The sequence below is a fragment of the Enterocloster sp. genome, from assembly GCF_057861365.1.
Window position 1 is genome coordinate 70,152 of record NZ_DBMACH010000011.1, and the last position, 22,498, is coordinate 92,649.

21 protein-coding genes are annotated in these 22,498 nt (G+C 46.7%); 2 read left to right on the forward strand and 19 right to left on the reverse strand.

The window, feature by feature from the left end; genetic code table 11:
* Positions 1–15 precede the first annotated feature (15 nt).
* From ACZM6M_RS12345 to argC, 5 genes are all read right to left on the reverse strand, one after another.
* Positions 16–1,254, reverse strand: a complete 1,239-nt coding sequence (locus ACZM6M_RS12345; RefSeq protein WP_417301564.1) for an aspartate aminotransferase family protein — start codon at positions 1,252–1,254, stop codon at positions 16–18.
* A complete protein-coding gene (gene argB / locus ACZM6M_RS12350) occupies positions 1,247–2,137 on the reverse strand; it encodes an acetylglutamate kinase (RefSeq protein ID WP_340276671.1) in 891 nt (296 codons plus the stop codon). The genes ACZM6M_RS12345 and argB overlap by 8 nt, the downstream gene beginning before the upstream one ends.
* 54 nt (positions 2,138–2,191) lie before the next feature.
* Positions 2,192–3,418, reverse strand: a complete 1,227-nt coding sequence (argJ, locus tag ACZM6M_RS12355; RefSeq protein WP_489490452.1) for a bifunctional glutamate N-acetyltransferase/amino-acid acetyltransferase ArgJ — start codon at positions 3,416–3,418, stop codon at positions 2,192–2,194.
* A 13-nt stretch (positions 3,419–3,431) separates the two neighbouring features.
* On the reverse strand, positions 3,432–3,896 hold the full coding sequence (locus tag ACZM6M_RS12360) for a GNAT family N-acetyltransferase (protein WP_317437725.1): 465 nt from the start codon (positions 3,894–3,896) through the stop codon (positions 3,432–3,434).
* Positions 3,897–3,958: 62 nt separating this feature from the next.
* The gene (argC, locus tag ACZM6M_RS12365) at positions 3,959–4,999 is read right to left on the reverse strand and encodes an N-acetyl-gamma-glutamyl-phosphate reductase (protein ID WP_337433238.1); all 1,041 of its coding nucleotides are present in this window, start codon (positions 4,997–4,999) and stop codon (positions 3,959–3,961) included.
* A gap of 248 nt (positions 5,000–5,247) precedes the next feature.
* Between argC and ACZM6M_RS12370 the strand changes: the two genes are divergently transcribed.
* Positions 5,248–6,480: an argininosuccinate synthase gene (locus ACZM6M_RS12370; RefSeq protein WP_066543591.1), complete on the forward strand. Its 1,233-nt coding sequence runs from the start codon at positions 5,248–5,250 to the stop codon at positions 6,478–6,480.
* Positions 6,481–6,893: 413 nt separating this feature from the next.
* Here ACZM6M_RS12370 and ACZM6M_RS12375 read toward each other — a convergent pair whose 3' ends face one another.
* From ACZM6M_RS12375 to ACZM6M_RS12415, 9 genes are all read right to left on the reverse strand, one after another.
* Complete coding sequence (locus tag ACZM6M_RS12375) at positions 6,894–7,631, reverse strand: MgtC/SapB family protein (RefSeq protein ID WP_242962920.1); 738 nt, start codon at positions 7,629–7,631, stop codon at positions 6,894–6,896.
* A 36-nt stretch (positions 7,632–7,667) separates the two neighbouring features.
* Positions 7,668–8,336, reverse strand: coding sequence for a deoxyribose-phosphate aldolase (gene deoC / locus ACZM6M_RS12380; protein WP_296037382.1), 669 nt, complete (start codon positions 8,334–8,336; stop codon positions 7,668–7,670).
* 89 nt (positions 8,337–8,425) lie between these two features.
* The gene (locus ACZM6M_RS12385; RefSeq protein WP_489490453.1) at positions 8,426–9,784 is read right to left on the reverse strand and encodes an ABC transporter substrate-binding protein; all 1,359 of its coding nucleotides are present in this window, start codon (positions 9,782–9,784) and stop codon (positions 8,426–8,428) included.
* Between the two features lie 34 nt (positions 9,785–9,818).
* A complete protein-coding gene (locus ACZM6M_RS12390) occupies positions 9,819–11,117 on the reverse strand; it encodes an alkaline phosphatase family protein (protein WP_489490454.1) in 1,299 nt (432 codons plus the stop codon).
* Positions 11,118–11,132: 15 nt separating this feature from the next.
* A complete protein-coding gene (locus ACZM6M_RS12395) occupies positions 11,133–11,978 on the reverse strand; it encodes a carbohydrate ABC transporter permease (protein WP_242962919.1) in 846 nt (281 codons plus the stop codon).
* A 15-nt stretch (positions 11,979–11,993) separates the two neighbouring features.
* The gene (locus ACZM6M_RS12400) at positions 11,994–12,920 is read right to left on the reverse strand and encodes a carbohydrate ABC transporter permease (RefSeq protein WP_066543586.1); all 927 of its coding nucleotides are present in this window, start codon (positions 12,918–12,920) and stop codon (positions 11,994–11,996) included.
* Between the two features lie 3 nt (positions 12,921–12,923).
* The gene (locus ACZM6M_RS12405) at positions 12,924–13,958 is read right to left on the reverse strand and encodes an ABC transporter ATP-binding protein (protein WP_296037391.1); all 1,035 of its coding nucleotides are present in this window, start codon (positions 13,956–13,958) and stop codon (positions 12,924–12,926) included.
* Positions 13,959–13,973: 15 nt separating this feature from the next.
* On the reverse strand, positions 13,974–14,906 hold the full coding sequence (rbsK, locus tag ACZM6M_RS12410) for a ribokinase (protein ID WP_066543583.1): 933 nt from the start codon (positions 14,904–14,906) through the stop codon (positions 13,974–13,976).
* 24 nt (positions 14,907–14,930) lie between these two features.
* On the reverse strand, positions 14,931–15,989 hold the full coding sequence (locus ACZM6M_RS12415) for a LacI family DNA-binding transcriptional regulator (RefSeq protein ID WP_167544848.1): 1,059 nt from the start codon (positions 15,987–15,989) through the stop codon (positions 14,931–14,933).
* Positions 15,990–16,566: 577 nt separating this feature from the next.
* Here ACZM6M_RS12415 and ACZM6M_RS12420 point away from each other — a divergent pair.
* Complete coding sequence (locus ACZM6M_RS12420; RefSeq protein WP_066543581.1) at positions 16,567–17,004, forward strand: RbsD/FucU family protein; 438 nt, start codon at positions 16,567–16,569, stop codon at positions 17,002–17,004.
* A gap of 130 nt (positions 17,005–17,134) precedes the next feature.
* On the opposite strand, the gene ACZM6M_RS12425 is transcribed toward ACZM6M_RS12420, so the two are convergent.
* From ACZM6M_RS12425 to ACZM6M_RS12445, 5 genes are all read right to left on the reverse strand, one after another.
* Positions 17,135–18,139 carry a LacI family DNA-binding transcriptional regulator gene (locus tag ACZM6M_RS12425; protein ID WP_066543580.1) on the reverse strand — a complete coding sequence of 335 codons (1,005 nt, stop codon included), beginning with the start codon at positions 18,137–18,139 and terminating at the stop codon, positions 17,135–17,137.
* An 85-nt stretch (positions 18,140–18,224) separates the two neighbouring features.
* The gene (locus ACZM6M_RS12430; protein ID WP_337934125.1) at positions 18,225–20,303 is read right to left on the reverse strand and encodes a heparinase II/III family protein; all 2,079 of its coding nucleotides are present in this window, start codon (positions 20,301–20,303) and stop codon (positions 18,225–18,227) included.
* Positions 20,304–20,384: 81 nt separating this feature from the next.
* Positions 20,385–21,194 carry a PTS system mannose/fructose/sorbose family transporter subunit IID gene (locus ACZM6M_RS12435; RefSeq protein ID WP_066543574.1) on the reverse strand — a complete coding sequence of 270 codons (810 nt, stop codon included), beginning with the start codon at positions 21,192–21,194 and terminating at the stop codon, positions 20,385–20,387.
* The gene (locus ACZM6M_RS12440; protein ID WP_317437731.1) at positions 21,184–21,972 is read right to left on the reverse strand and encodes a PTS mannose/fructose/sorbose/N-acetylgalactosamine transporter subunit IIC; all 789 of its coding nucleotides are present in this window, start codon (positions 21,970–21,972) and stop codon (positions 21,184–21,186) included. The genes ACZM6M_RS12435 and ACZM6M_RS12440 overlap by 11 nt, the downstream gene beginning before the upstream one ends.
* A gap of 21 nt (positions 21,973–21,993) precedes the next feature.
* Positions 21,994–22,485 (reverse strand): PTS sugar transporter subunit IIB, encoded by a 492-nt coding sequence (locus ACZM6M_RS12445; RefSeq protein WP_317437732.1) that lies wholly within the window; start codon positions 22,483–22,485, stop codon positions 21,994–21,996.
* Positions 22,486–22,498 lie beyond the last annotated feature (13 nt).

The following is a 22,498-nucleotide window of genomic DNA, read 5'->3' on the forward strand; positions in this document are numbered from 1 at the left end:
AATCTTTTACACACCTTATAAATTTTTCAGCACCCGTTCCATCCGCGCCGCCATTTCATCCACATCCAACTTCTGAATAATAAGCGGCGGCACAAACCGGATAATATGGCTGCCTGCACTGATCAAAACCAGCTTCTCCTCTAAAAGAGCTTTTGATACAATAGGGCCTGCAGGAACGGTAAACTCCAGCCCCTGGATCAATCCCCGACCTCTGTGGCCGCAGATGATATCGTATTTTTTGGTAAGCTCCTCCAGTTTTTCATAAAGGTAAGCTCCCACCTCTTTGACATGGTCTGTGATCTGTCTCTTTTCAAAAATATCAAGAACTGCTCCCGCTGCCGCTGTCACCAGGGGATTTCCGCCGTAGGTGGTGCCGTGGTCTCCCGGAACCATAGCTGTGGCTGCCTTTCCGCAGGCCAGGAAGGCTCCGATGGGAACGCCGTTTCCAAGGGCCTTTGCCACGGTCATCACATCCGGCTTTACGCCGTAATGCTGCCAGGCGAACATCTCTCCGGTGCGTCCCATTCCGCACTGGATCTCATCCAGGATCAGCAGGATATCGTGCTCATCGCACAGCGCCCGGACGCCCTTTAAAAAGGCTTCCTCTGCCGGGTAAATTCCTCCCTCTCCCTGGATGGTTTCCATGATAATGGCGCAGGTCTTGTCTGTAATCTGTGATTTCACACTGTCCAGATCGTTAAAATCCGCAAAACGGATTCCCGGGATCAGCGGAGCAAAGGGCGCCTGATAGTGGGCATTTCCCGTTACGGACAAAGCGCCCAGGCTGCGGCCGTGAAAGGAATGGTTCATGGCAATGATCTCTCCTGTCATGTCGATTTCCTTTTCCTCGCAGCCGTCAAAGCCGTCCCCCATTGTTTCATGAAGCTTATTATAATGATATCTCTTTGCGATCTTTAACGCTCCTTCAACCGCCTCGGTGCCGCTGTTGGTAAAAAACACCTTGTCCATGCCGGAGACTTTTAACAGCTTCTCTCCTGCTGTGATTGAAGGTTCATTGTAAAACAGGTTGGAAATATGGGTCAATTTATCCAGCTGGGCCTTTACCGCCTGGGTGTATTCCTCATCTGCGTATCCCAGACCCATAACCGCAATTCCTGCGCCGAAGTCCAGATATTCCTGCCCCTCGCTGTCCCAGAGAGTTACTCCTTTTCCGTGGTCAAACACCACCGGGAAGCGATTGTATGTTTTATACAGAACCTGTTCAGCCCGATTGATCATTTTTTCATCAGCCATGGTAATACCTCTCATCCTCTTTTGAATTATAGATGGCAGTTCCGATACCCTTATCTGTAAAGATTTCAAGCAGCAGGCAGTGTGGAATCCGTCCATCCAGAATATGAACTCTGGAAACGCCGTTTTTAATGGCGTCAATGCAGTTTTGAAGCTTTGGAAGCATACCGCCTCCCAGGCTTCCGCTGTCTACAAAGGCCTGTGCCTCATCCACTTCCATTTCAGAAATCAGGGAATCCTTATCTTCAAAATCTTTATATACGCCTTCTACATCTGTAAGAAAGGCCAGCTTTTCCGCCTGAACCGCCCTTGCGATGGCGCAGGCTGCATCATCTGCATTGATATTGTAGCTCTGGAAGTGCTCATCATAGCCAATGGGGCAGATAATTGGCAGGAAATCCTTTTCCAAAAGGTCATGGATAATTTCCGGATCTACGGAATCGATTTCTCCCACATAGCCGATATCCTGACCGCCGGAAAGCTTTTTATGGCATTTTAACATCATGCCGTCTTTTCCGCTGATTCCCACTGCCTTGATGCCAAGCTCATTTACCAGCTGTACCAGGCTCTTATTTACCTTATTTAATACCATTTCCGCAATCTCCATGGTAGGCTCGTCGGTAACGCGCAGGCCGTTGATAAAATAGGGTTCCATGCCTACCTTTCCGACCCAGCGGCTGATTTCCTTTCCTCCGCCGTGGACAATTATGGGCTTAAAGCCTACCAGTTTTAAAAGAACTACGTCCTGAATGACCTTTTTCTTTAACTCTTCATCTACCATGGCGCTGCCGCCGTATTTTACCACTACAATTTTGCGGTTAAAACGCTGAATATATGGAAGGGCCTCAATTAAAACAGCCGCCTTCTGCATTGGTTCCAGATTCATTTCTCATTTCCTCCCTGAATTCATATTCTGTATTCCCTGTTTTCTGCCGCCATTTTATGACCGGTAGTCTGCGTTGATCTTTACATAATCAAAGGTCAGGTCACAGCCCCAGGATGCCGCCTCCTCGGTTCCCATCTTAATATCCGCAATGGCTGTAACCTCCGGCTCGGAAAGGATCTTTGTAGCCTGCTCCTCACTGTAGTCTACAGCCACGCCATCCTTTATGATCTGCATGCTGCCTGCGGCGCTCTCAAAATACAGATCCACCTGCTCCGGATCAAACTCTGCGCCGGAATAGCCCATGGCGCAGAGGATGCGGCCCCAGTTGGCGTCATGACCGAAAATCGCCGCCTTTGTAAGGCTGGAAGTGATCACGGATTTTGCCAGAATCTTTGCCTGCTCCTTTGTCTGCGCTCCCTTGATCTTTACCTCAAAAAGAGCCGTACAGCCTTCTCCGTCTCCTGCCATCTTCTTTGCAAGTGTTTCATTGATATAATTTAATGCCTCGCAGAAGGCTTTGTAATCCTCATTTTTCTCTGTGATCTCAGGATTTCCTGCAAGGCCGTTTGCCAGAAGAAGCACCGTATCATTGGTAGAAGTGTCCCCGTCTACGGAAATCATGTTGTAGGTATCCTTGATATCCTCGCTTAATGCCTCCTGCAGAAGTTCCTTGGAAATGGCTGCGTCTGTTGTGACAAAGCTTAACATGGTGCACATATTGGGGTGGATCATGCCGGATCCCTTACACATGCCGCCGATGGTAACAGGTACGCCCCCAAGAACTACTTTGACAGCCACTTCCTTATTCTTCGTATCCGTTGTCATAATAGCCTTTGAAGCCTCAGTTCCGCTCTCTAAGCTATCCCCCAATTCAGGGGCCATGGCCCGGATCCCTGCTTCAATGCGTTCCATGGGGAGCTGCATTCCGATCACTCCGGTGGAGGCCACAAGGACGCTGTCTTCCTTAATATTTAATGCTTCTGCTGCAGCCTTGGCAGTCTGAGCGCAGTAGTCCATTCCCTCTTTTCCCGTACAGGCATTGGCGATTCCTGCATTTACGATCACTGCCTGGGCTTTCGCGCCGCTTGTCACCTGGGCCTTATCCCATTTGACAGGAGCCGCCTTTACAAGATTGGTGGTAAAGGTTCCTGCGGACTCACAGGGAACCTGGCTGTAGATCATAGCCATATCGGGACGGTTCTTATATTTAATTCCTGCTGCCGTAAATGCTGCCATAAATCCCTTTGCGGCTGTAACGCCGCCCTGAATCACTTCATACATAATACATTTCCTCCTATTTTACAAACCGTGTGATATTTTCCTCATTCAATATAAATTCATAGCTGTTGATATCTTCCCGTTCCGTCCAGCCAATGCCCTGCCAGAAGGCATTTCCAATCTCATTGCTCTTAAAGGCAATGAGGCTGATCTTGCTGACACCCTCTTTCTGCAGGGCGTGAATGGCGGCTCTTACCATCCGGTAACCAATCCCGTGCTTGCGGTAATCCGGATCTACACAGACATGATAGAAGCAGCCCGTGCGCCCGTCATGGCCGCAGAGAATATTTCCCACAATCCGTCCATTCTGAACTGCCACTACGCTGGTGGTGGGATTGCGTTTCAGAAATCGCTCCACTCCCTCTTTTGAATCATCTATACTCCGGATTCCAAAGCCCCGGATCTCTGTCCACAGATGATATACCGCTTCATAATCCTCTATGGTCATTTCACGGATCAGAATCTCCATTGTTCCTGACATTGGTACTGCTCCCTCCTGTCTCTTTTGAAAAATGATGTGTCAAACGGCTTTCAGCCCCTGTATCACGGGAATAACGGCACCTGCTTTAAGCCTGTGTTTTCCGGAAGGCCAAACATCAGGTTCATATTCTGGACTGCCTGTCCGGCTGCGCCCTTTACCATATTGTCAATGGCTCCCATCATCACGACCCTCTTAGTTCTGGGATCAAGCTTGAAGTTTACGTCTGCAAAATTGCTTCCCTCAACCCATCTTGTCTGGGGAACCACTCCCGGTTCTAAGAGGCGGACAAAATATTCATTCTTATAATATTTCTCATAGGCGGCTCTGATCTCTTCTTCCGTTACATCTTTTGCAAGAGATGCGTAGGCTGTTACCAGAATGCCCCGGTTCATGGGAACCAGGTGCGGGGTGAAACTGATAGTAACGGGTTTTCCTGCCGCATAGGACAGCTGCTCCTCAATCTCAGGCGTATGGCGGTGGACGCCTACCCCGTATGCCTTGATATTTTCATTTACCTCACAGTACAGGCTGTCTACCTTTGCGCCTCTTCCTGCCCCTGAGGTGCCGGACTTGGCGTCAATGATCAGTGTATTGGGATCAATGATTCCTTCTTTCACTAAAGGATATGTGGATAAAAAGGAACAGGTAGGAAAGCAGCCCGGATTGGCAATCAGCCTTGCATCCTTAATCTTGTCCCGGTTAATCTCCGGCAGTCCGTAAACAGCTTCCTTAATATATTCCGGTGAACCATGCTCCAGCTTATACCACTGTTTATAAATTTCCACATCCTTAATACGGAAATCTGCGCTGAGGTCAATGATCTTTACTTTGGAAAGAACATCCTCATTTACCAGAGTGGAGCATAAGCCCTGGGGAGTAGCGGTAAATACCACATCCACCTGCTCTGCCAGTTCCTTCATATTGTCATCCATACACTCTGCATCCACCAGTTTAAACATATTCTGATAAACAGATGCATATTTCTGGTCAATGTAGCTTCTGGAACCGTACCATTTGATCTCCACATCTTCTCTCTGAAGCAAAAGCCTTGCCAGCTCTCCTCCTGCATATCCTGTGGATCCGATAATTCCTGCCTTAATCATCATTCATACTCTCCTTTATATAAGAAACCATTCATATTTAAACATCCCGCTAATTGAGATTTTTTGAGGGAAAATGAGCCGTTCTTTTTCCCTGAATCTCTTCCTCTGGAGTTTTGATTTCATAATTATACATCCAAGATGCATAATATGCAACATTTTTTTATTTTTTTATTTTATACTTGCATTTTCCCGAATTGTGGTGTATATTTATGAAAGATTGTTGAATATGATTTTTGGAGGATATAACGATGAAAGAAAAAGTTGTTTTAGCTTATTCCGGCGGTCTGGACACCACTGCTGTTATTCCGTGGTTAAAGGAAAATTTTGGATATGACGTAATCTGCTGCTGCATCGACTGCGGACAGGGCAAAGAGTTGGAAGGTCTGGAAGAGAGAGCAAAGCTTTCCGGCGCTTCCAAATTATATATTGAAGACCTGGTAGATGATTTCTGTGATAACTACATTATGCCCTGCGTAAAGGCAGATGCTGTTTATGAGAATAAATACCTGTTAGGTACCTCTATGGCCCGTCCTGCCATCGCAAAACGCCTGGTTGACATCGCCCGCAAGGAAGGTGCAGTTGCCATCTGCCACGGTGCTACCGGCAAGGGAAATGACCAGATCCGTTTTGAATTATCCATCAAGGCTCTGGCTCCCGACATCAAGATCATCGCTCCCTGGCGTATGACCGATGTATGGAAAATGCAGTCCCGTGAGGATGAGATTGAATACTGCAAGCAGCACGGCATCGATCTTCCCTTCGATCACAGCCACAGCTACAGCCGCGACTGCAATATCTGGCACATCAGTCATGAGGGACTGGAGCTTGAAGATCCTTCCTTAGAGCCAAACTTTGCAAATATGCTGGTACTTGGCGTTACTCCTGAGGAAGCTCCCGATCAAGGCGAATATGTAACCATGACCTTTGAAAAGGGCGTTCCCACCAGCGTAAACGGCGTACAGATGAAGGTTTCCGATGTGATCCGCAAGTTAAATGAGCTGGGCGGAAAGCATGGTATCGGTATTGTAGATATTGTAGAAAACCGTGTAGTAGGAATGAAGTCCAGAGGCGTTTATGAGACTCCCGGTGGAACCATCCTGATGGAGGCTCACAAGCAGTTAGAGGAGCTGGTTCTGGACCGCGCTACTATGGATGTAAAGAAGGACATGAGCAACCGTATGGCTCAGATCGTATATGAAGGAAAATGGTTTACTCCTCTGCGCGAGGCTGTTCAGGCATTCGTAGAGTCCACTCAGGAATATGTAACCGGCGAGGTTAAGTTCAAGCTCTACAAGGGCAACATCATCAAGGCCGGAACCACCTCTCCTTACTCCTTATACAGCGAGTCCCTGGCTTCCTTCACCACCGGCGACCTCTATGACCACCATGATGCAGACGGATTTATCACCCTGTTCGGCCTGCCATTGAAGGTTCGTGCAATGAAGATGGCTGAGATGAAGGCAGAGAAGAATAGTAACTAAATATTTTATAAAACAAAGAGAAGGGCATTGTAAAACGAAGTTCCTATGGAAGCTTTCCGTTTTGCAATGCCCCTGTTTCATTGAATTCCTCATATTAGAAAGATTTTAACAGAATGTTTGAAACAATTAAGTTACAATTAATTACAGTTACAGTTTGCGGAAACTCAAAAAGAAAATGAATCTTGACAGCCGCAATAAACGTTGTATAATGATAGCAACAGAACCCACCACGCCTCTGATTTTTCATGCGCAACCCGGCGAGACTTTCGACGGAGTGTTACGATAAGCACTCCGCCATTTTTATTTCATATTTTGTTAGGCCGCTTATCCGCTGTATCAAAAAAGGAGATGAACGCCATACATATGAAACGTTTCATCTCCTTTTTAGAAAAACAACAGCTTAAAGCCCGGCTCTACAATACCTCCAGTTCTTCAACATACCTGACCTCCTGAAAACTGGAAAAATCTGCAATGACCTGAACATGATCGGCAGGAGCATTTAAATCCACCCAGAATACAGCTCCCACCAGATCTCCCACTGTATCCTTGCTCCGATTGATCTCTACATCATAAATCTTGTAATTTTTATCCCTCATCATATGGATAAATTCTCCCAGAGCTTTCATGGACTTAAATTCTGCAAAAAAACTGATTTGCTTTGCATTTTTGCGAAGACGGGTATCCAGCTTTGACATACACGAAAATACTAAAAGCAAAAAAATTCCGCATGTGATAGCTCCGGCATAAAAACCGGCTCCCACTGCCAGCCCCAGACAGGCAGAAGCCCACAGACCGGCAGCCGTTGTAAGTCCCTTCACCTGTTTGGAAGTGATAATGATGGTTCCAGCGCCGAGAAAACCGATGCCGCTTATGACCTGGGCTCCCAGTCGGGAAGGATCTCCTGTATGAAATGTTTCAAACAGAAACTGGCCGGTAAGCATCACCAATGCACTGGCCATACACACGATCATGTATGTGCGCAGACCGGCAGGACGTCTCCTTCTCCCGCGTTCAATGCCTAAAACTCCCCCCAGAAGAAGAGCCAGCCCAAGGCGCATGACCGTTGAAAACAGATTCACATCGGAAAGCATGGCGATCATATCCCTCACCATCTCAATCTTCTCCTCCTTCTCCCTTTCCCGCAGCTTCAAAACCGCTATCTCAACACAAATAATCCCCCGGATTCTTTAATATGCTTCCTGTGCTTTCGTTCCTTCCATAATGGACACACCGTTGCTCGTTCCAAGACGGCTGCACCCTGATTCCACGTATCGTTTCGCATCTTCCGTAGTACGGATACCGCCGGAGGCCTTCATCTTTGCCGGTATCTTCAAGTATTTCTTAAACAGCTCAATATCTTCAAAATTTGCACCTCTGGAACCATAGCCTGTGGATGTTTTAATAAAATCCGCATGGGTACTTTCCACAATGCGGCACATGGCTTTAATCTGCTCCTCATTGAGATAGCAGGTTTCAATAATAACCTTGAGAATTTTTCCTCTCTCATGGCACAGCTGTACCAAAGCGGCTACCTCCTGTTCCACGTACGCCTCATCTCCCTGGATCAGACGTCCTACATTGATTACCATATCGATTTCATCTGCTCCATTGTCCAGAGCTTCTCTGGTCTCAAACAGCTTCGTCTTAGTAGTATGAGTACCAAAAGGGAAGCCTACTACGCTGCAGACAGCCACATCGCTTCCTGCCAGCTCCTTTGCTACCAGCGGAACATTACAGGGGTTCACGCACACCGACGCGAAATGATATTTCTTTGCTTCGTCACAGATTCTGATAATATCCGATTCCATTGCAAAAGGCTTTAAATATGTATGGTCAATATACTTGTTCAATTCCATTTTTTCCTCCATGTTTATGCATTTTCCCTTTGATGCAGGAAGCACAGGTTTGATTCCTGTGCTTCCATACGTTATGATACTTGCTTTGTTTATTTAGCTAAAAGAGCTTTCGTCTGCTCGGAGATTGCTGTTACAGCCTGCTCCGGTGTATAAGAAGGCTCCTCAATGCAGCGCTGAATCTCTGTCATCATGATCTCAGAGTGGATCTGTGGATAATCCTCATTGATGGGTCTTGGAATATCCGTGTACTGCATCTGCTCCAGGGCAGTCTTGGCATTGCCATTAGCACTGATATACTCCTGATATACATCTGTATCTGCTGCAGCCTGGCTGGAAGGTACATAACCAGTCTTTGTAGCCCAATATGCTGCAACCTCAGGGCTGGTTAAGTATTTCAGGAAATCCATGGTAGCTGCCGAATCTTCTTCCAAACCAGCCATCATTACCACATTCGCTCCTCCGGTAGGAACACCAAACCGGGTATTTTTAGGAAGGAATGCAGTCCCTACTTCAAAATCACAGGAGCTGTTCAGAGTACCCAGATCACCGGAAGATGTCACAATCATGCCAGTGATACCCGCGGAGAAATCTGAGCGGGCTGCTTCATAGGAATTGTACTCTTTTCCTGGAGGCGCCTTCATGATGCCTTCACTGATCATGCTCTTCCACATAGCCAGAGGTTCTGTTCCCGTCTCGTTGTTAAAGCCTATGTCTGTCTCATCCTCATTCAAAATCCGTCCATCCGACTGCATAATAAATGCTTCGTAGAACCAGGCGTCAATGGGCATCTCAAATCCCCATCGCTCGTCGGGAATAGAAAGCTTTGCAGCATATTCTTTCAGTTCATCCCAGGTCTGAGGCGGAGCTTCCGGATCCAATCCCACTTCTTCAAACATATCTTTATTGTAGTAGAACATAGGAGTGCTGCGGTTAAAGGGAAGCGCATATAATCCCTCTCCCCAGTCACAGCTGCTCATAAGGCCTTTAAAAAACATACTGGTATCCAGCCCTGTCTCCTGAGCCAGTTCTGTCATATCCTGAAGAACGCCATAATCTGCAAACATTTTTGTACGGCCCATTTCCAGCTGTGCTACATGAGGCATCTCGCCGGAAGTAACTGCTGTCTGCAGCTTGGCTGCCATATCATAATAGTTTCCCTGGAATTCTACCGTCACATGAACCTTGTCCTGGCTGGCATTATAATTATTTACAATCTCTTCAATCGTCTCACCCATACCGCCGCTTAAACTGATCCAGAACAGAACTTCCGTAGCATCGGGATTCACAGCAGCTGTCTCCCCAGCCTCTGCCTGAGACTGGTTTTCTCCCTGAGCTTGCGTCTGCGCCGCCTCCTGAGTCTTTTCAGCGTCCGACTGGCCGCCTCCGCATCCGGACAGCAGCGAGGTCATCAGCAATGCGCTCATTACCAAAGCTCCTCTTCTTTTCATAAAACGTACCTTCCTTTCTCCTCCTTGTAGGAATTTATTTTAAAATTTCTTTTAAAACCGTACCTTTTGCATCTGGCAGATCGAACCCGAAAATCTTTGCAAACGTAGGTGCCTCGTCGATGATCCGCTGTCTGGGGATCACTGCCCCTTTCTTCACGTCCGGTCCGGCTATCATAAATACAGGCTGTGGGCCCTTGTGGGGCAGATGGCCGTGAGACGCTACCGAGAATTTATAATCGGAATTATCCGGCTTCACTAAAACTTCCCCGGTGCAGGCAGCTCCAAAGCTTGTCCCTGCCATTCCTTCCAGCACATACTCAAAATCTCCGGTAAGATGCTGCTCTTTCTCCACCTCTTCCTTATTATATACACATTCCACACCATAGGCAGGATTCTTCCTCATCTGGTACAGCAGCGCTTCCAGCTTATCCCTCACCTCTTTGTCTGCCGGATCTTTTAACACCACCTGACAGGACAGCGAGGTTGAATTACAATAAGCATCCCAGCTGGCAATCCTTCCATTTTCATCCAACCGGATGAAGCCTTCTTCTGCTAAAAGAACATTGGGATTGAACATCTGCTTCACTGGCAAATGGCCATGATCGCTGATCACTGCAAAATTTGTATCTTCATAAACCCCTGCATCCATAGCAGCCTCCATCAGGCGGCCAAGCCAGTCATCATTGGCAATGATCGCCTGGTTCACAGCCGGCCCATGAATCCCATTGGCATGTCGGGTATGATCCAGATGGGCCAGATGAATAAACAGTATATCCGGCTGATAACGGCGTATGATATCGCAGGATGCACCTACCATCATCTGATCCATAAAGGGCTGGGTGGTTTTTCTCAGCTTGTGCCAATGGCGCTCCATAACTCCCCCCGCCTCAAACATGTTTTCACTGCATCCTGTCTTTAAAATAGGTCTGGGATCCACTTTATCATTCTCAGGCCAAATCTCTGCCACCAGCCAGTCCACATTGGAATCTGTTCCCATACAGGGCCAGCCCACACACGCAGTCGTAAGCCCCTGCCGGTGAGCCACATCCAAAATGGTATCCACCTTTAGATCCTTATGGTACCAATACCAATCCGGCGAAGGATTTCCCACATCTAACTTCTCGTTATGGTAAATTCCATGGAACTCCGGCCAGGTTCCCGTGATAATGGATGCATGGGCGGGATATGTGAAAGAAGGATAGACACTCCTCATCCCGCCTTCCGCGTAACAGCCTTGATCCAGTATCTTCTTAAAATTAGGAAGAGTTTTTAAAAATTCCATGTCCTCGTCAAACAGCGAGTCCACCGACAGTACAACTAATTTCTTTTTCATGTGCAGCCTCCGTTTTTATTTAATTCCAGAATAAGCAAATGCCTTGCGAATCTGTTTATTTGCAAACAGATAAACGATCAGGATCGGAACCACCAGAAACATATTTCCAGCCATCAGGACATTCCAGAGCCTTCCGCCCTCCTGGCTGTTCAACATAGCCACACCGATCGGCAGTGTGCGGTAAGCATCCTTAGTCGTCATGATAAGCGGCCAGAAATAGGAATTCCAGCTGGAAATAAAGCTGAGAAGTCCAATCGTAAAAATAGCCGGCCTTGCCATGGGGATCATAATCCTCAAAATGATTTTTAACTCTCCCGCATCATCCAGTCTGGCCGCCTCAATAATCTCCTCCGGGATCTGCATAAAATACTGCCGGAGCAGGAAGATTCCAAACGCGTTGGAGATAAACGGAAGAATTTGGGGAATCAGGCTCTGGAGCAGCCCTGCCTTGCTGAACATCAGATAAATAGGAATAAAGGTAACCTGCTGAGGAATCATAAAACCAAGCAGTACGATACCAAAGAAAAATCCCTTAAAACGGAATTTACATCTGGCAAAGGCATAAGCTGCCGGTACAATCACCAGATACTGAAGTACCAGAACAGTCAGGCTTACAATCAGGGAATTCTTAAGAAACGTTGCCACATCCACCATTTCCAACGCCTTTACATACCCTTCTGTTGTCCAGTTGGTAGGGAGCAGGGTAGGCGGATAAATCGTTGTCTCCTTATACGGTTTAAAAGATGTAAATACCATCCAGATAAAAGGATACGCGATCAGAAAGATTAAAAGAAGCTTTAATGCCGCATTCAACGCTCCTCCCAGAATGCGTCCCTTTTTTTTCATAACTGTCTTTTTCACGTCGCAGCCTCCTTTTTATTGATAATGTACCTTCTTGCCCAGGAAGAAGAAATACAGGAAGGTTAAAATTCCTACCATAGTCAAAAGCACTACTGCCTCTGCCGTCGCCGGTCCCAGCTTTAAGTACTTAAAAGCATCCGAATAGATCTGGTATACCAACGTGTTGGTGGAGTTCACCGGGCCTCCCTGAGTCATCAGATTTACCGTCTCAAACACCTGAAAGGAACTGATGGTAGCCACAATCGTAGTGAAAAACAGAGTAGGACTGATCATAGGCAGGGTAATCCGAAAGAATGTACGGATTTTGGGTGTATCATCAATCTCGGCAGCCTCATAAATGTCCTTTGGTACTCCCTGCAGAGCCGCCAGAATTAAGAGTGAATAATATCCCAGGCTTTTCCACACCATCATGCCTACCAGAGATGCCAATGCAGTTTTACTGCTGGCTAAAAATGGGAAGGGCTTTAAGCCCAGTGTGCGCAACACATAATTGATTGCTCCAATCTGGGGATCCATGATCCATAAAAATACCGTAGATACAGAAACCAGAGAAATAATATGAGGGGTAAACACTGCTGCTAATGTCACACTATTTAAACGCTTCTGAGCTTTTCCATTCACCCATACAGCAAGCAAAGTAGCCAGCACCATAAGGATTGCCACCAGACCAACGGAATAAATAAACGTATTTTTCAGAGTCGTGTGAAAATCCACACTTTTGAACAGAGTGATAAAGTTTTCCAGGCCTACAAACTCCCTCTTTTTACTTAAAAGGCTTCCATCCCGAAGGCTGGAGTCCAGCAGGTAAAAAATAGGGTAAATCGTAAAAATCCCCAGAAGCAGAATGGATGGAAAAATCAGAAGATAGCCTTTTAAGGCATCCTTGCGGTCATGATTCCAAAAGTTCCCCTTCTGTTTTACAGAACCTTTTTTATCCTCCATACTCTACACCCCTTTCTCCACCTGTTCCAAAGCCTTTTTAATCTCCTCTGTCACAGGAATGCGGTTTCCGTCCTCCCCAAAGGCAAAGACATTCTTTTCCCGGATGTACAGACGGCATTCTTGACCTTCAATATCATCCTCCGTCTTTACCATCACCTTTCCAAAGGCCGTTTCAATCGAATAGTTCATCTCAGCTCCCAGCTGTTCCTTGGTAATGATCCGTCCCTGAATGGAAAGGACAGCGTCTCCCGGATCAATGAGGGAAGTCTTTTCCGGCCTGAATCCCACCTGGATCCCTTTCACCATATTGCTCACAATATTCATGGGCGGCGTACCAATAAACTGGGCTGTGTAGACATTCTGGGGATTGTGATACATTTCCTTAGGCGTAGAGCGCTGCATAATAATGCCCTTATCCATAAGGATAATATTATCTCCCATACTCATAGCCTCAACCTGATCATGGGTCACATAAATGAATGTAGTTCCCAAACGCTTGTGCAGTTCAATCAGCTCCACACGCATCTGCTGACGCAGCTTGGCATCCAGGTTGGACAGAGGCTCGTCCATCAAAAATACCTTGGGATTTTTTACCATGGCTCTGGCCAATGCCACACGCTGTCTCTGTCCGCCGGACAGTTCAGATGGCTTTCTGCTCAGATACGGCGTCAGGCCAACAACCTCGCTCACATCGGCAATCAGTTTATTTCTCTCTTCCTTCGGCACTTTTTTATTCTTCAATCCAAATTCGATGTTGTCCCGCACGGACATGGTGGGGTATAATGCATAATTTTGGAATACCATAGCGATGCCCCGCTTGCCCGGATCTACATCCACTACGTTTTCATCATCAATAAAAATTTCTCCTGATGTGGGTTTTTCCAGTCCCGCGATCATCCGTAAGGTGGTTGATTTTCCGCAGCCGGAAGGTCCTACCAATACAGTAAAGGAACCGTCTTCAATGGTAAAATTAAGATCCGGAATGATCACGTCCTTTCCGTAAGCCTTATGAATGTTCTTCAATGTGATTGAACTCATGCTCTATTCCCCTCCTTAAAATTTGATCTGTTCTTTTTCAATAAAAACGTCTATTTCTTGCTTTGTTGGCATAGCAGGGGCCGTTCCCAGCTTCGTCACCGCAAGATTCGATACCACGTTTCCATATCGAGCTGCAGAAAGAAGCTCCATTCCCTGACTGAGCCCTGCTAAAAGTCCTCCGTTAAACGCATCTCCTGCTCCGGTGGTATCAAGCACTTTCACATTATAATTTCCAATGATTTCCTCGGTCTCTCCGTCATAATAATACACGCCCCGCTTGCCGATGGTGATGATCACCCGCTCCACGCCTTTTTCCATAAATGCCCTGGCCGCCTGCCTGCACCCTTCTATGTCATCGCAGGCAATTTCTGTAAGGATTCTGGCTTCCACCTCATTAGGCGTTACCAGATACAGCTTAGAATATAACTCTTCTGAAAGCTGCTGTACCGGCGCCGGATTTAAAATCACACGAATCCCCATATCGTAGGCCATGGAAATCAATCTTTCTGTAGCCTCCCGATTGATCTCCATCTGAAGAAGCAGGTATTCACAGCCCGAAAGTGCCTCCTTAAGCTTTTCCAGATCCTCCTCCTCATAAGTGGCGCTGGCTCCTAAAATCACGATAATTTCATTCTGGGAGGTAACTTCATCCACAGAAATCAGTGCCGCTCCTGTGGCAGCCTTCTCCGTCTCAAACACATAATCCATGGAAATCCCGTTTTCCGCAAAGGAGGCCCTGGCAATCTCTGCAAAGCTGTCCTTACCAATCTTTGTGGAGTATACCAGATTGCTTCCTGCCCGCTTGGCAGCCACTGCCTGATTCCCTCCTTTACCTCCCGGTCCAGCCTTAAAAAAGCTTCCCATCACCGTTTCTCCCGGCTCTGGAAGATGAGGCGTCCTGGCCATAAGATCCACAATAAAGCTTCCAATCACCGCCACTTTTTTCATAACCTGTCATTCTCCTTTCCCTGTTTAATCTGCCGGCCTGCACAGCCGTTCCGAACCGCGGATAATTAGCTTGGGAATCAGAATGATTCTCCGCGTCATATCAGTGCGTTTTCCGTTCATCATTTTAGCCAGAATTTTAACAGCCTGATGTCCCATCTCTTTGGTGGGCCTGCCTACCACCGTAATTTCATAGCCAAGCTGATTCAGGATCGGAATGTCATCGAATCCTATCACCGCCATATCCTCCGGTATTTTAAGCCCTTCCTCAAAAAGGCGGGAAAGACAGCCGATCGTCATATGGTTGTTAGAAGAAAAAATAGCCGTTACCTCCGGATGTTCCCTTAATATCATTTCCGTGGCCTCTCTGCCTCCCTGAATACTAAAATGCCCCTCATAGATCAATTCCTCCCTTAAGGGTACATTCATAAATTCAAATGCATTGCGGTAGCCTTCTTCTCTTCCACGCCCCGGCACCGTATTTAAAGGGCCAGAAATCATGGCAATATTGCGATGCCCGTTTTCTAAAAGAAGCTTCACTGCATTAAAGGCCCCATTTTCATTATCAATAAATACACCGTCCAGCTGAGAGTATTTCACATCCCTGTCCAGTAAAACTACCGGAATTTTCATGTCGATCAAAAGATTTAAATACTCATTGTTCATATAGTCATTATCATCGGATGTGGGAGTCATAATGATCCCGCATACATGCATTTCCTTTAACATCCGAAGATACCTCACTTCTTCCTGGTCGGACTCCTTCGTATGGCAAATAATGGTGGTCAGTCCCGCTTCCCTGGCATATTCTTCGATTCCCAAAATGCACTCTGAAAAAAAAGAATTGGACAGATCTGGCACCAGAATTCCCACAATTCTGGTATCCATCCTGGCACTGCGTACCAGTTCCCCTGCTGTTACCTGAAGCTGTCTCATCGCTTCTTCCACTTTTTTTCTGGTTTCCGGCTTTACCTGCTCCGATTGATGTAACACTCTTGAAACAGTTGCAGCAGAAACATTGGCTTTTTTTGCAATTTCTCTTACGTTTACGGCCATCCGCTTCCCTTTCTGCGGGTTCTGTTTCATCCGCCTATTTTTGGTCATTTCGTTACATTTCTTCTTTATATTTCTATGTAATCACACATTTTGCACAAAGTAAATGTACACTTTTCACATTCTTGTATCTGTCTTGTTGGATATTGTGTCGAAAATCAGCCGTTTTTTCATTCCGTTTCATTCTGTTTCATAAATTCTTTTGCCTTTTATCATTTGACTGCCGCTTGCAAACCATGCCGGCTGTTAAAATAAACATTACAAAGATATACCCTTTTTTAGATTTCAGCCCACCGGATCGGATGAATATAAGTATAAAAAAAGAAATGTAAAATTTACTATCAGATTTTGGAAAAACTATTGTAAAAAAATCATAACGTCATGATACTAAAATGTACACTTTTCACATTCTTTTATCTATCTTGTTGGATATTGTGTTGAAAATCAGCCGTTTTTCCATTCCGTTTCATTCTGTTTCATAATTTGTTTTTGCTTTTTTTTAACGGCTGTGCTATTTTGTAGTCAGAGACAGAAATAACCACTTTTATCATCAAACTGCTGCCTGCAAATGATACCGGCAGTTAAAATAACGATTACGGAGGTACACATTATGTTAAGAGGAATTCCAAACTGTCTTTCCCCTGATCTTTTAAAAGTCCTTGCAGAAATGGGTCATGGAGATACTCTGGTCATTGGAGACGCGTTTTATCCCTCCGCCTCCAGCGCCCGCCACAGTATGCTGGTGAGAGCTGATGGAGTACGGGCTACAGAACTTTTAGACGCGATTCTGCATTTTTTCCCTCTGGACGCTTCTGTAAAAGCTCCAGTTCTGATCATGGACAAACAGGAATGTGACAAAGACATACCCACCCCCATTTGGGAAGAATACCGCCAGATCGTCCGGCGCCATGACCCCCGTGGTGATGACTGTATCGGTATGATTGAACGTTTTGATTTCTATAAGGCTGCAGAACATGCTTATGCTGTAGTAGCTACTGGTGAAACTGCACTCTACGGATGTATCATCCTTCAGAAAGGTACTCTGTAATTCCCTGCAGGATAAGCTGGCTGCCAACAGAGTTTCTCTGAATTTTTTCATGTATAAATGTATAAAACGAGGGTACCGCCCAATCATCTGATTTGATAATGATTGGGCGATACCCTCATTTTTATAGCGCTCAGACCGTAGTCCCTCTCCATTTCACAATATTCTTAAACACAACCTCTGTATCCTTCTTTTTTCCGTCCAGCAGCTCTAAAAGCTCCGTCATGGCACGTTTTCCCTCTTCCTGCGCCGGGGGGATAATAGCGGAAACCGGCGGGCTGGTCATCCGCGTCCAGCCTTCGGGGTCAAAGCCAATGAGCCCCAGATGCTCAGGAAAAAGGCGTTCATAATCCGGAAGGGAACGCAGCGCCTGAAAAACAGCCTTTAAAAGTTCTGGAGCCGCTACATAGATCAGGGTATGGAGACTTAAATCCAGTTCATCCTTTAAGGCCTCAAAAATCTGAGCCGACCGTGCGCCGGACTGAACGTACAGGGTTCTCCCCTCCAGTCCTGCATCCTGTAAGGCATCTCTGTAACCGGCTGTATTCTCGAAGGCAGTTCCCATAGAACTCTCACCATCAGAAATCATCAGAAAGTCTCCATATCCCTTTTTGATACATTCTGTAATCACCTGATAGACGCAGTCATAATTATTTCCCTTCACATACCTGCCCTTAAAATCATAGGGCTTGGCCTCCAGATAGATAATGGGCTTGCGCTTTTTTTCCAGTTCGCCAGCCAGCATTCCAAACCGGTAGGTGGCCTGAATGATAAATCCCTCTGCCCCTGCTTTTAACATCCGTTCCACATGCTCCCGCTCGTTTTTAAAGGTATAGCCGCTGCTTCCAATAAGAATCTGATACTCCGTCTCACCGGCTGCCTCTCCCATTCCCTTTAAGGCTCTGGCACAGTAGGGATCTGCCGCATCCTTTAAGATCACGCCAATGAGACCGCTGCTTTTGGCCTTCATGGCTCTGGCCGCCGCGCTGGGCTCATACCCTGTTTCATCAATAATCTGCTGAATCCGCTGCTGGGTTTCCTCAGACATCTTATTGGCTTTTCCATTGAGGTAAAAAGACACGGTTGTCTTGGACACGCCTGCTTTTTCCGCAATTTCATTTATCGTCAGTTTTTTCATGCTCTGTTCTTCCAATCTTCTACCAAACTTATACTTTACTATACCACAAAAAAACGGGTTGGGAAATGCTTTCCCGGCGCTCTTTTTAATTTCTGAGCCGAATCCAGGTCTGTTCTCCTCCAAGTCTGTGGATAGCTCCCGCCTTTCCATAAACAGGGACTCCGCTGCACTCATACATCTTTCCCCCCCGGAAGGTCTCACGGTTCCATACTAAAAAGGTCCAGGATTCTTCCTCTGACAGATGGAAAGTTTTGGCAGCGACACGGCCGTCTGATACCGGCTCCCCGGCCCCAAATTGATATACTTCAGGAGCCGAAACCTGTACTCCGGCCCCACAGAAGGCACTGCTGCTTACAAAAGAGTCTGAAAAGCTTCCTTCTTTTACCAGACACATACTATCCGAAAGTCGGTTGTACTCCAGTGAAACCTTACAGCTTTCCAGCTGAAATGGAATCGGAACCGGCTGGGTCCATGGCCCATGCTCCTGCGGCTCTCCCAGCGCCTTTAACTGTACAGATCCGTTTGTAAGGAGAATCTCATCTTCTGCCACCCTTGCTTCTGCACCGGGATCAAGATGGTAATATTCTCTTACCGTATGCTTTCCCTCACACCAGATATCATTGACAATCAGCCACAGCCCCTCTCTGGCTGTCATAACCTTCCTCGTAACCAGACAGCCTTCTCCGCTTGCAAGCCTTCCGCGGTAAGCCATCTCGCAGTAGGAGATCCCTTCCTTTTCCCGGTAATATGTCTTAAAACAGTCCCCGTAGGAATGAAAGCTCCATGAACCGTCCGGACGGATCACAGAACCGTCGTCAACCACACAGACATTGTGGGCCTGAAGCATTTTAAACTCCATCCTCAGCGGTTCATCCTCCCGGTAGGAATACCGGCCGCTGTCAATCAAAAATGGTTTTCCCTGATAGTACAGGGAAATGTGCGTCAGATCCCCATGACCATGACCGCTTCCCTGAGGGCCGCAGGAAAGGTATGTGTAGTTTGCGTCCTCTTTCCAGCTGCTCCGTATATAGATATTACCTGTATCCTGGGCATGATAGTTCAGGCGCTCCGGCTCCCTGGATACAGCTGCTTCATACCGCTCCGCTCCCTTTCGTCCAAAAAGCCACAGGCTTTCCAGATCCAGAGCCTCATATCCGCAAAACCGAAATACGCCATTTCCAGTAAGAACAGCCGCCTTTACCATAATGTCCCTTACATCAGTCCGATCGCTGTCACACTGGGCCGGCTGCCTGTGATCCGGACCGGCACAATAAAGCACATAGAGGCTCATTTTCTCTATAAGGGCTTTCAGCCAATCCCATTCCTCCGAAAAATCGCTTCTGTATCTCTCTGGACACAGATTATTTTCTTCCAGTTCTTTCCATTTCATCAGCCGCATGGAGGCCAAAAGTACCTCCATATGGTACATGACAGACTGCTCCCAGTGGGAACCGTCATCCATAACCTGCAAATCAAGCTGGCGCTTTAACTCCTGCCAGGCCCATTTTCCCGTATCAGGATGACAAAGACTGTCTCCGAACAGCAGATAACCCTCGCAGATCGCTGTTGTCTGAAGAAGCCCCCAGTTGCTTAAGGTATATTTCCCGATGTAACGCTGTCTTAAATTTTCAAACTGCTCATCCAGCTTTAAGAGAAGCTCATCCAGCTCCTCCTGCGTGAGCATCCCGTTTCCTGCCAGATGGAGGATCAGATCTTCCCAGTTCATACAGCGGATTCCCGTATCTATGGTACGGGTGCTGTCAGAGCCTTCAGGCAGTATGGGATTATGACACATCCAGTGAAACAGATACCATTTCAGCTTATCTGTATAAGCCTCGTTTCCTGTCAGGTAATAGGCCATCATAAGCTTATGAAGGTAATCGTGGCGGTTTAACATAAATATCCACTCCGGATCCCCGTTTGGCGTCCTCTGCCACTCCATCTCTGTCAGGGTATAGGGCTCTCTGCATGGCTCCATATCCCATTTATCTGCAAACACAAAGGTCTGATCCATCAGCTCCCCGGCCCGTATAAGAAGCTCTTCCGCCTCTGCTTCCTCCCGTTTTTTCATATAACCGGCTGCAAACTCCAGATCAAATCCTTTTACAAAATTCTCTGCCCGTTCTGTCACGGCGGCGAGAATCTTCTTTCTTTCCTCTGTCATTTTTTCTCCTTTTAATGCACCAACAGGGGAGCCGCCGAAATGCGTCTCCCCTGGGTAAATCTCCCCTTTTTGAATCTTTTTTTATGCGATCACATGAAGGCAGGACAGTACCACGCCGATGATGATCGTTAAAACAACTAACTTGTAAGTGGTCCACTTCTTTACCTTGATCAGGTAGAAGATCAGACCTGTAAATAATACAGGCAGCAGATTTGGCGCAATGGCGTCAATCATGTCCTGAATTGCAACGATCTTCTGCTGGTTATCAGGCATCTGCGCCACATACTGGATTGGCGTTGTAATCTTTACAAAGTTTACAGCCAGTCCGGAAATAACGGTTACGCCGATCATGCTTGCCACGCTGGAGATCTGCTCCATACGGGTGCTCAGGCTTTCAATAATGCTTGTTCCTACCTTATATCCCCACATACCGGTAGCGATCTTTAAGGCTAACAGCACCAGGTTCATTCCCAGGAAGAACAGGATCGGTCCCATGATCAGGCCTTCCTGTGCCAGGGATGCGCCGATGGTTGCAAAGAGGGGCGCCAGACAGAACTGAGCCAGAGAATCGCCGATACCTGCCAGCGGTCCCATAAGAGCCATCTTGATGTTACGAATCTCCTTGGAAGGAGTCTTATTTTCCAGCATAACCAGATGAAGACTGGTAATAAATGGAAGGAAATGGATATTGGTATTGAAAAACTCAATATTTTCTCTTAATGCTTCCTGAAGCTTATCATCGTCATCCTTGTACAGCTTGCGCAGAGCCGGATACATTACATTGGCATAGCCAAGGCCCTGATAGTTTCCGTAGTTAAATCCGTTCTGCAGAAAAAAAGCACGCAGGGACGTTTTTAAATAATCTTTCTTTTCCAAACGATTAGATGCCATCTTCAAACTCAACCTCCACTTCTTCTACTGAATCGTCACCCTTTCTGCCGGCATTAAAGAATACCAGCAGCGCAATTGCTGTTCCCAGTACAGCCACGCCCATTACAGGAAGCTTAATATAAGCAATTGCAATGTAACCTAACAGTACGAATGGAATCAGCTCTTTCTTTGCCATTACATTTAAAATCATAGCAAATCCGATGGCAGGAAGCATCTTTCCAGCCATACCCAGACCGGTACTCAGCCATGCAGGAATCAGAGAAATAACCTTCTGAAGTCCTTCTGCGCTGAATGCGCCTCCAAAACCAATGATAAAGCCTACCAGAGCGAAAATACATACAGTAGCGTTGGCTGCCAGACGGAAACCTCTGAAATCCTTGCGGTCTAATGCCTTGTAGGCCAGACCGGTAAGTGTGGTTGCGAATGTATAGGTAGCTGTAATCACAAACTGGAATGCTACTGCAAATGGGAAGGATAATGCCAGGGCAGAACCTGTATCAATGCCGGAATCCTTCATAGTGATTGCCATAATGGTTCCCACAATACCAGGACCCATTGGGTTTGGCGGAACAGATCCGCCCTGAGATACGCCGAATCCCATAAATGCAAGCTCACCGACAGCCCCCATTGCAAGTCCTGTAGGAAGATCTCCCAAAATCAGTCCCACGCCTGCAGACATGATCAGACAACGGTTGGTATAAATACCGAACAGCATACCTGCCAAACAGAATGCGGTCCACAGACCGATCAAAACACACTGCGTAATTGAAATAGTCACTTTTTTTCCCTCCTGTATCCTTTATAAATACTTATTCAGATCGACCTTTCCGGAACCGTCGTCACCGGATGCTGTCGCTCTTGTGTTAAATGTAATTCCATAGGAATCACGAAGCTCTCTTAAAGCTGCCTTGTCATCCTCGCCCAGAGCGATATATTTGCTGATCTCCTCTTTCCCTGGAGCTCTGTGGATATTTCCCACATTGATCTCCTTCACCGGAACGCCGCCCTTTACCAGACGCAGCGCATCTGCCGGAGTCTTGCAGACAATGAAAATGGTCTGCTTGGGAGAAGCCTTCATGATCACGTCACAGGTATGCTGAACAGAGAAGAAACGCATGGCAATGGTCTTTGGAACAACTGCCTTCATTAACATCTGCTGCATAGGATCCTCGCTTGCGCCGTCATCTGCAACGATTACTGTATTTGCACCTAAAGCCTTGATCCAGAGCTGTCCCTGTCCGTGGATCAGACGCTCATCAATACGAAATGCTACAATATTTGGTTCTGCCATTTTTAAATCCTCC

What these genes read in the sequence shown, in the direction of transcription:
- ACZM6M_RS12345 (WP_417301564.1), bottom strand. Translation starts at nt 1,254, where the DNA reads ATGGCTGATGAAAAAATGATCAATCGGGCTGAACAGGTTCTGTATAAA.
- argB (WP_340276671.1), bottom strand. Translation starts at nt 2,137, where the DNA reads ATGAATCTGGAACCAATGCAGAAGGCGGCTGTTTTAATTGAGGCCCTT.
- argJ (WP_489490452.1), bottom strand. Translation starts at nt 3,418, where the DNA reads ATGTATGAAGTGATTCAGGGCGGCGTTACAGCCGCAAAGGGATTTATG.
- ACZM6M_RS12360 (WP_317437725.1), bottom strand. Translation starts at nt 3,896, where the DNA reads ATGTCAGGAACAATGGAGATTCTGATCCGTGAAATGACCATAGAGGAT.
- argC (WP_337433238.1), bottom strand. Translation starts at nt 4,999, where the DNA reads ATGATTAAGGCAGGAATTATCGGATCCACAGGATATGCAGGAGGAGAG.
- ACZM6M_RS12370 (WP_066543591.1), top strand. Translation starts at nt 5,248, where the DNA reads ATGAAAGAAAAAGTTGTTTTAGCTTATTCCGGCGGTCTGGACACCACT.
- deoC (WP_296037382.1), bottom strand. Translation starts at nt 8,336, where the DNA reads ATGGAATTGAACAAGTATATTGACCATACATATTTAAAGCCTTTTGCA.
- ACZM6M_RS12385 (WP_489490453.1), bottom strand. Translation starts at nt 9,784, where the DNA reads ATGAAAAGAAGAGGAGCTTTGGTAATGAGCGCATTGCTGATGACCTCG.
- ACZM6M_RS12390 (WP_489490454.1), bottom strand. Translation starts at nt 11,117, where the DNA reads ATGAAAAAGAAATTAGTTGTACTGTCGGTGGACTCGCTGTTTGACGAG.
- ACZM6M_RS12400 (WP_066543586.1), bottom strand. Translation starts at nt 12,920, where the DNA reads ATGGAGGATAAAAAAGGTTCTGTAAAACAGAAGGGGAACTTTTGGAAT.
- ACZM6M_RS12405 (WP_296037391.1), bottom strand. Translation starts at nt 13,958, where the DNA reads ATGAGTTCAATCACATTGAAGAACATTCATAAGGCTTACGGAAAGGAC.
- rbsK (WP_066543583.1), bottom strand. Translation starts at nt 14,906, where the DNA reads ATGAAAAAAGTGGCGGTGATTGGAAGCTTTATTGTGGATCTTATGGCC.
- ACZM6M_RS12415 (WP_167544848.1), bottom strand. Translation starts at nt 15,989, where the DNA reads ATGAAACAGAACCCGCAGAAAGGGAAGCGGATGGCCGTAAACGTAAGA.
- ACZM6M_RS12420 (WP_066543581.1), top strand. Translation starts at nt 16,567, where the DNA reads ATGTTAAGAGGAATTCCAAACTGTCTTTCCCCTGATCTTTTAAAAGTC.
- ACZM6M_RS12425 (WP_066543580.1), bottom strand. Translation starts at nt 18,139, where the DNA reads ATGAAAAAACTGACGATAAATGAAATTGCGGAAAAAGCAGGCGTGTCC.
- ACZM6M_RS12430 (WP_337934125.1), bottom strand. Translation starts at nt 20,303, where the DNA reads ATGACAGAGGAAAGAAAGAAGATTCTCGCCGCCGTGACAGAACGGGCA.
- ACZM6M_RS12435 (WP_066543574.1), bottom strand. Translation starts at nt 21,194, where the DNA reads ATGGCATCTAATCGTTTGGAAAAGAAAGATTATTTAAAAACGTCCCTG.
- ACZM6M_RS12445 (WP_317437732.1), bottom strand. Translation starts at nt 22,485, where the DNA reads ATGGCAGAACCAAATATTGTAGCATTTCGTATTGATGAGCGTCTGATC.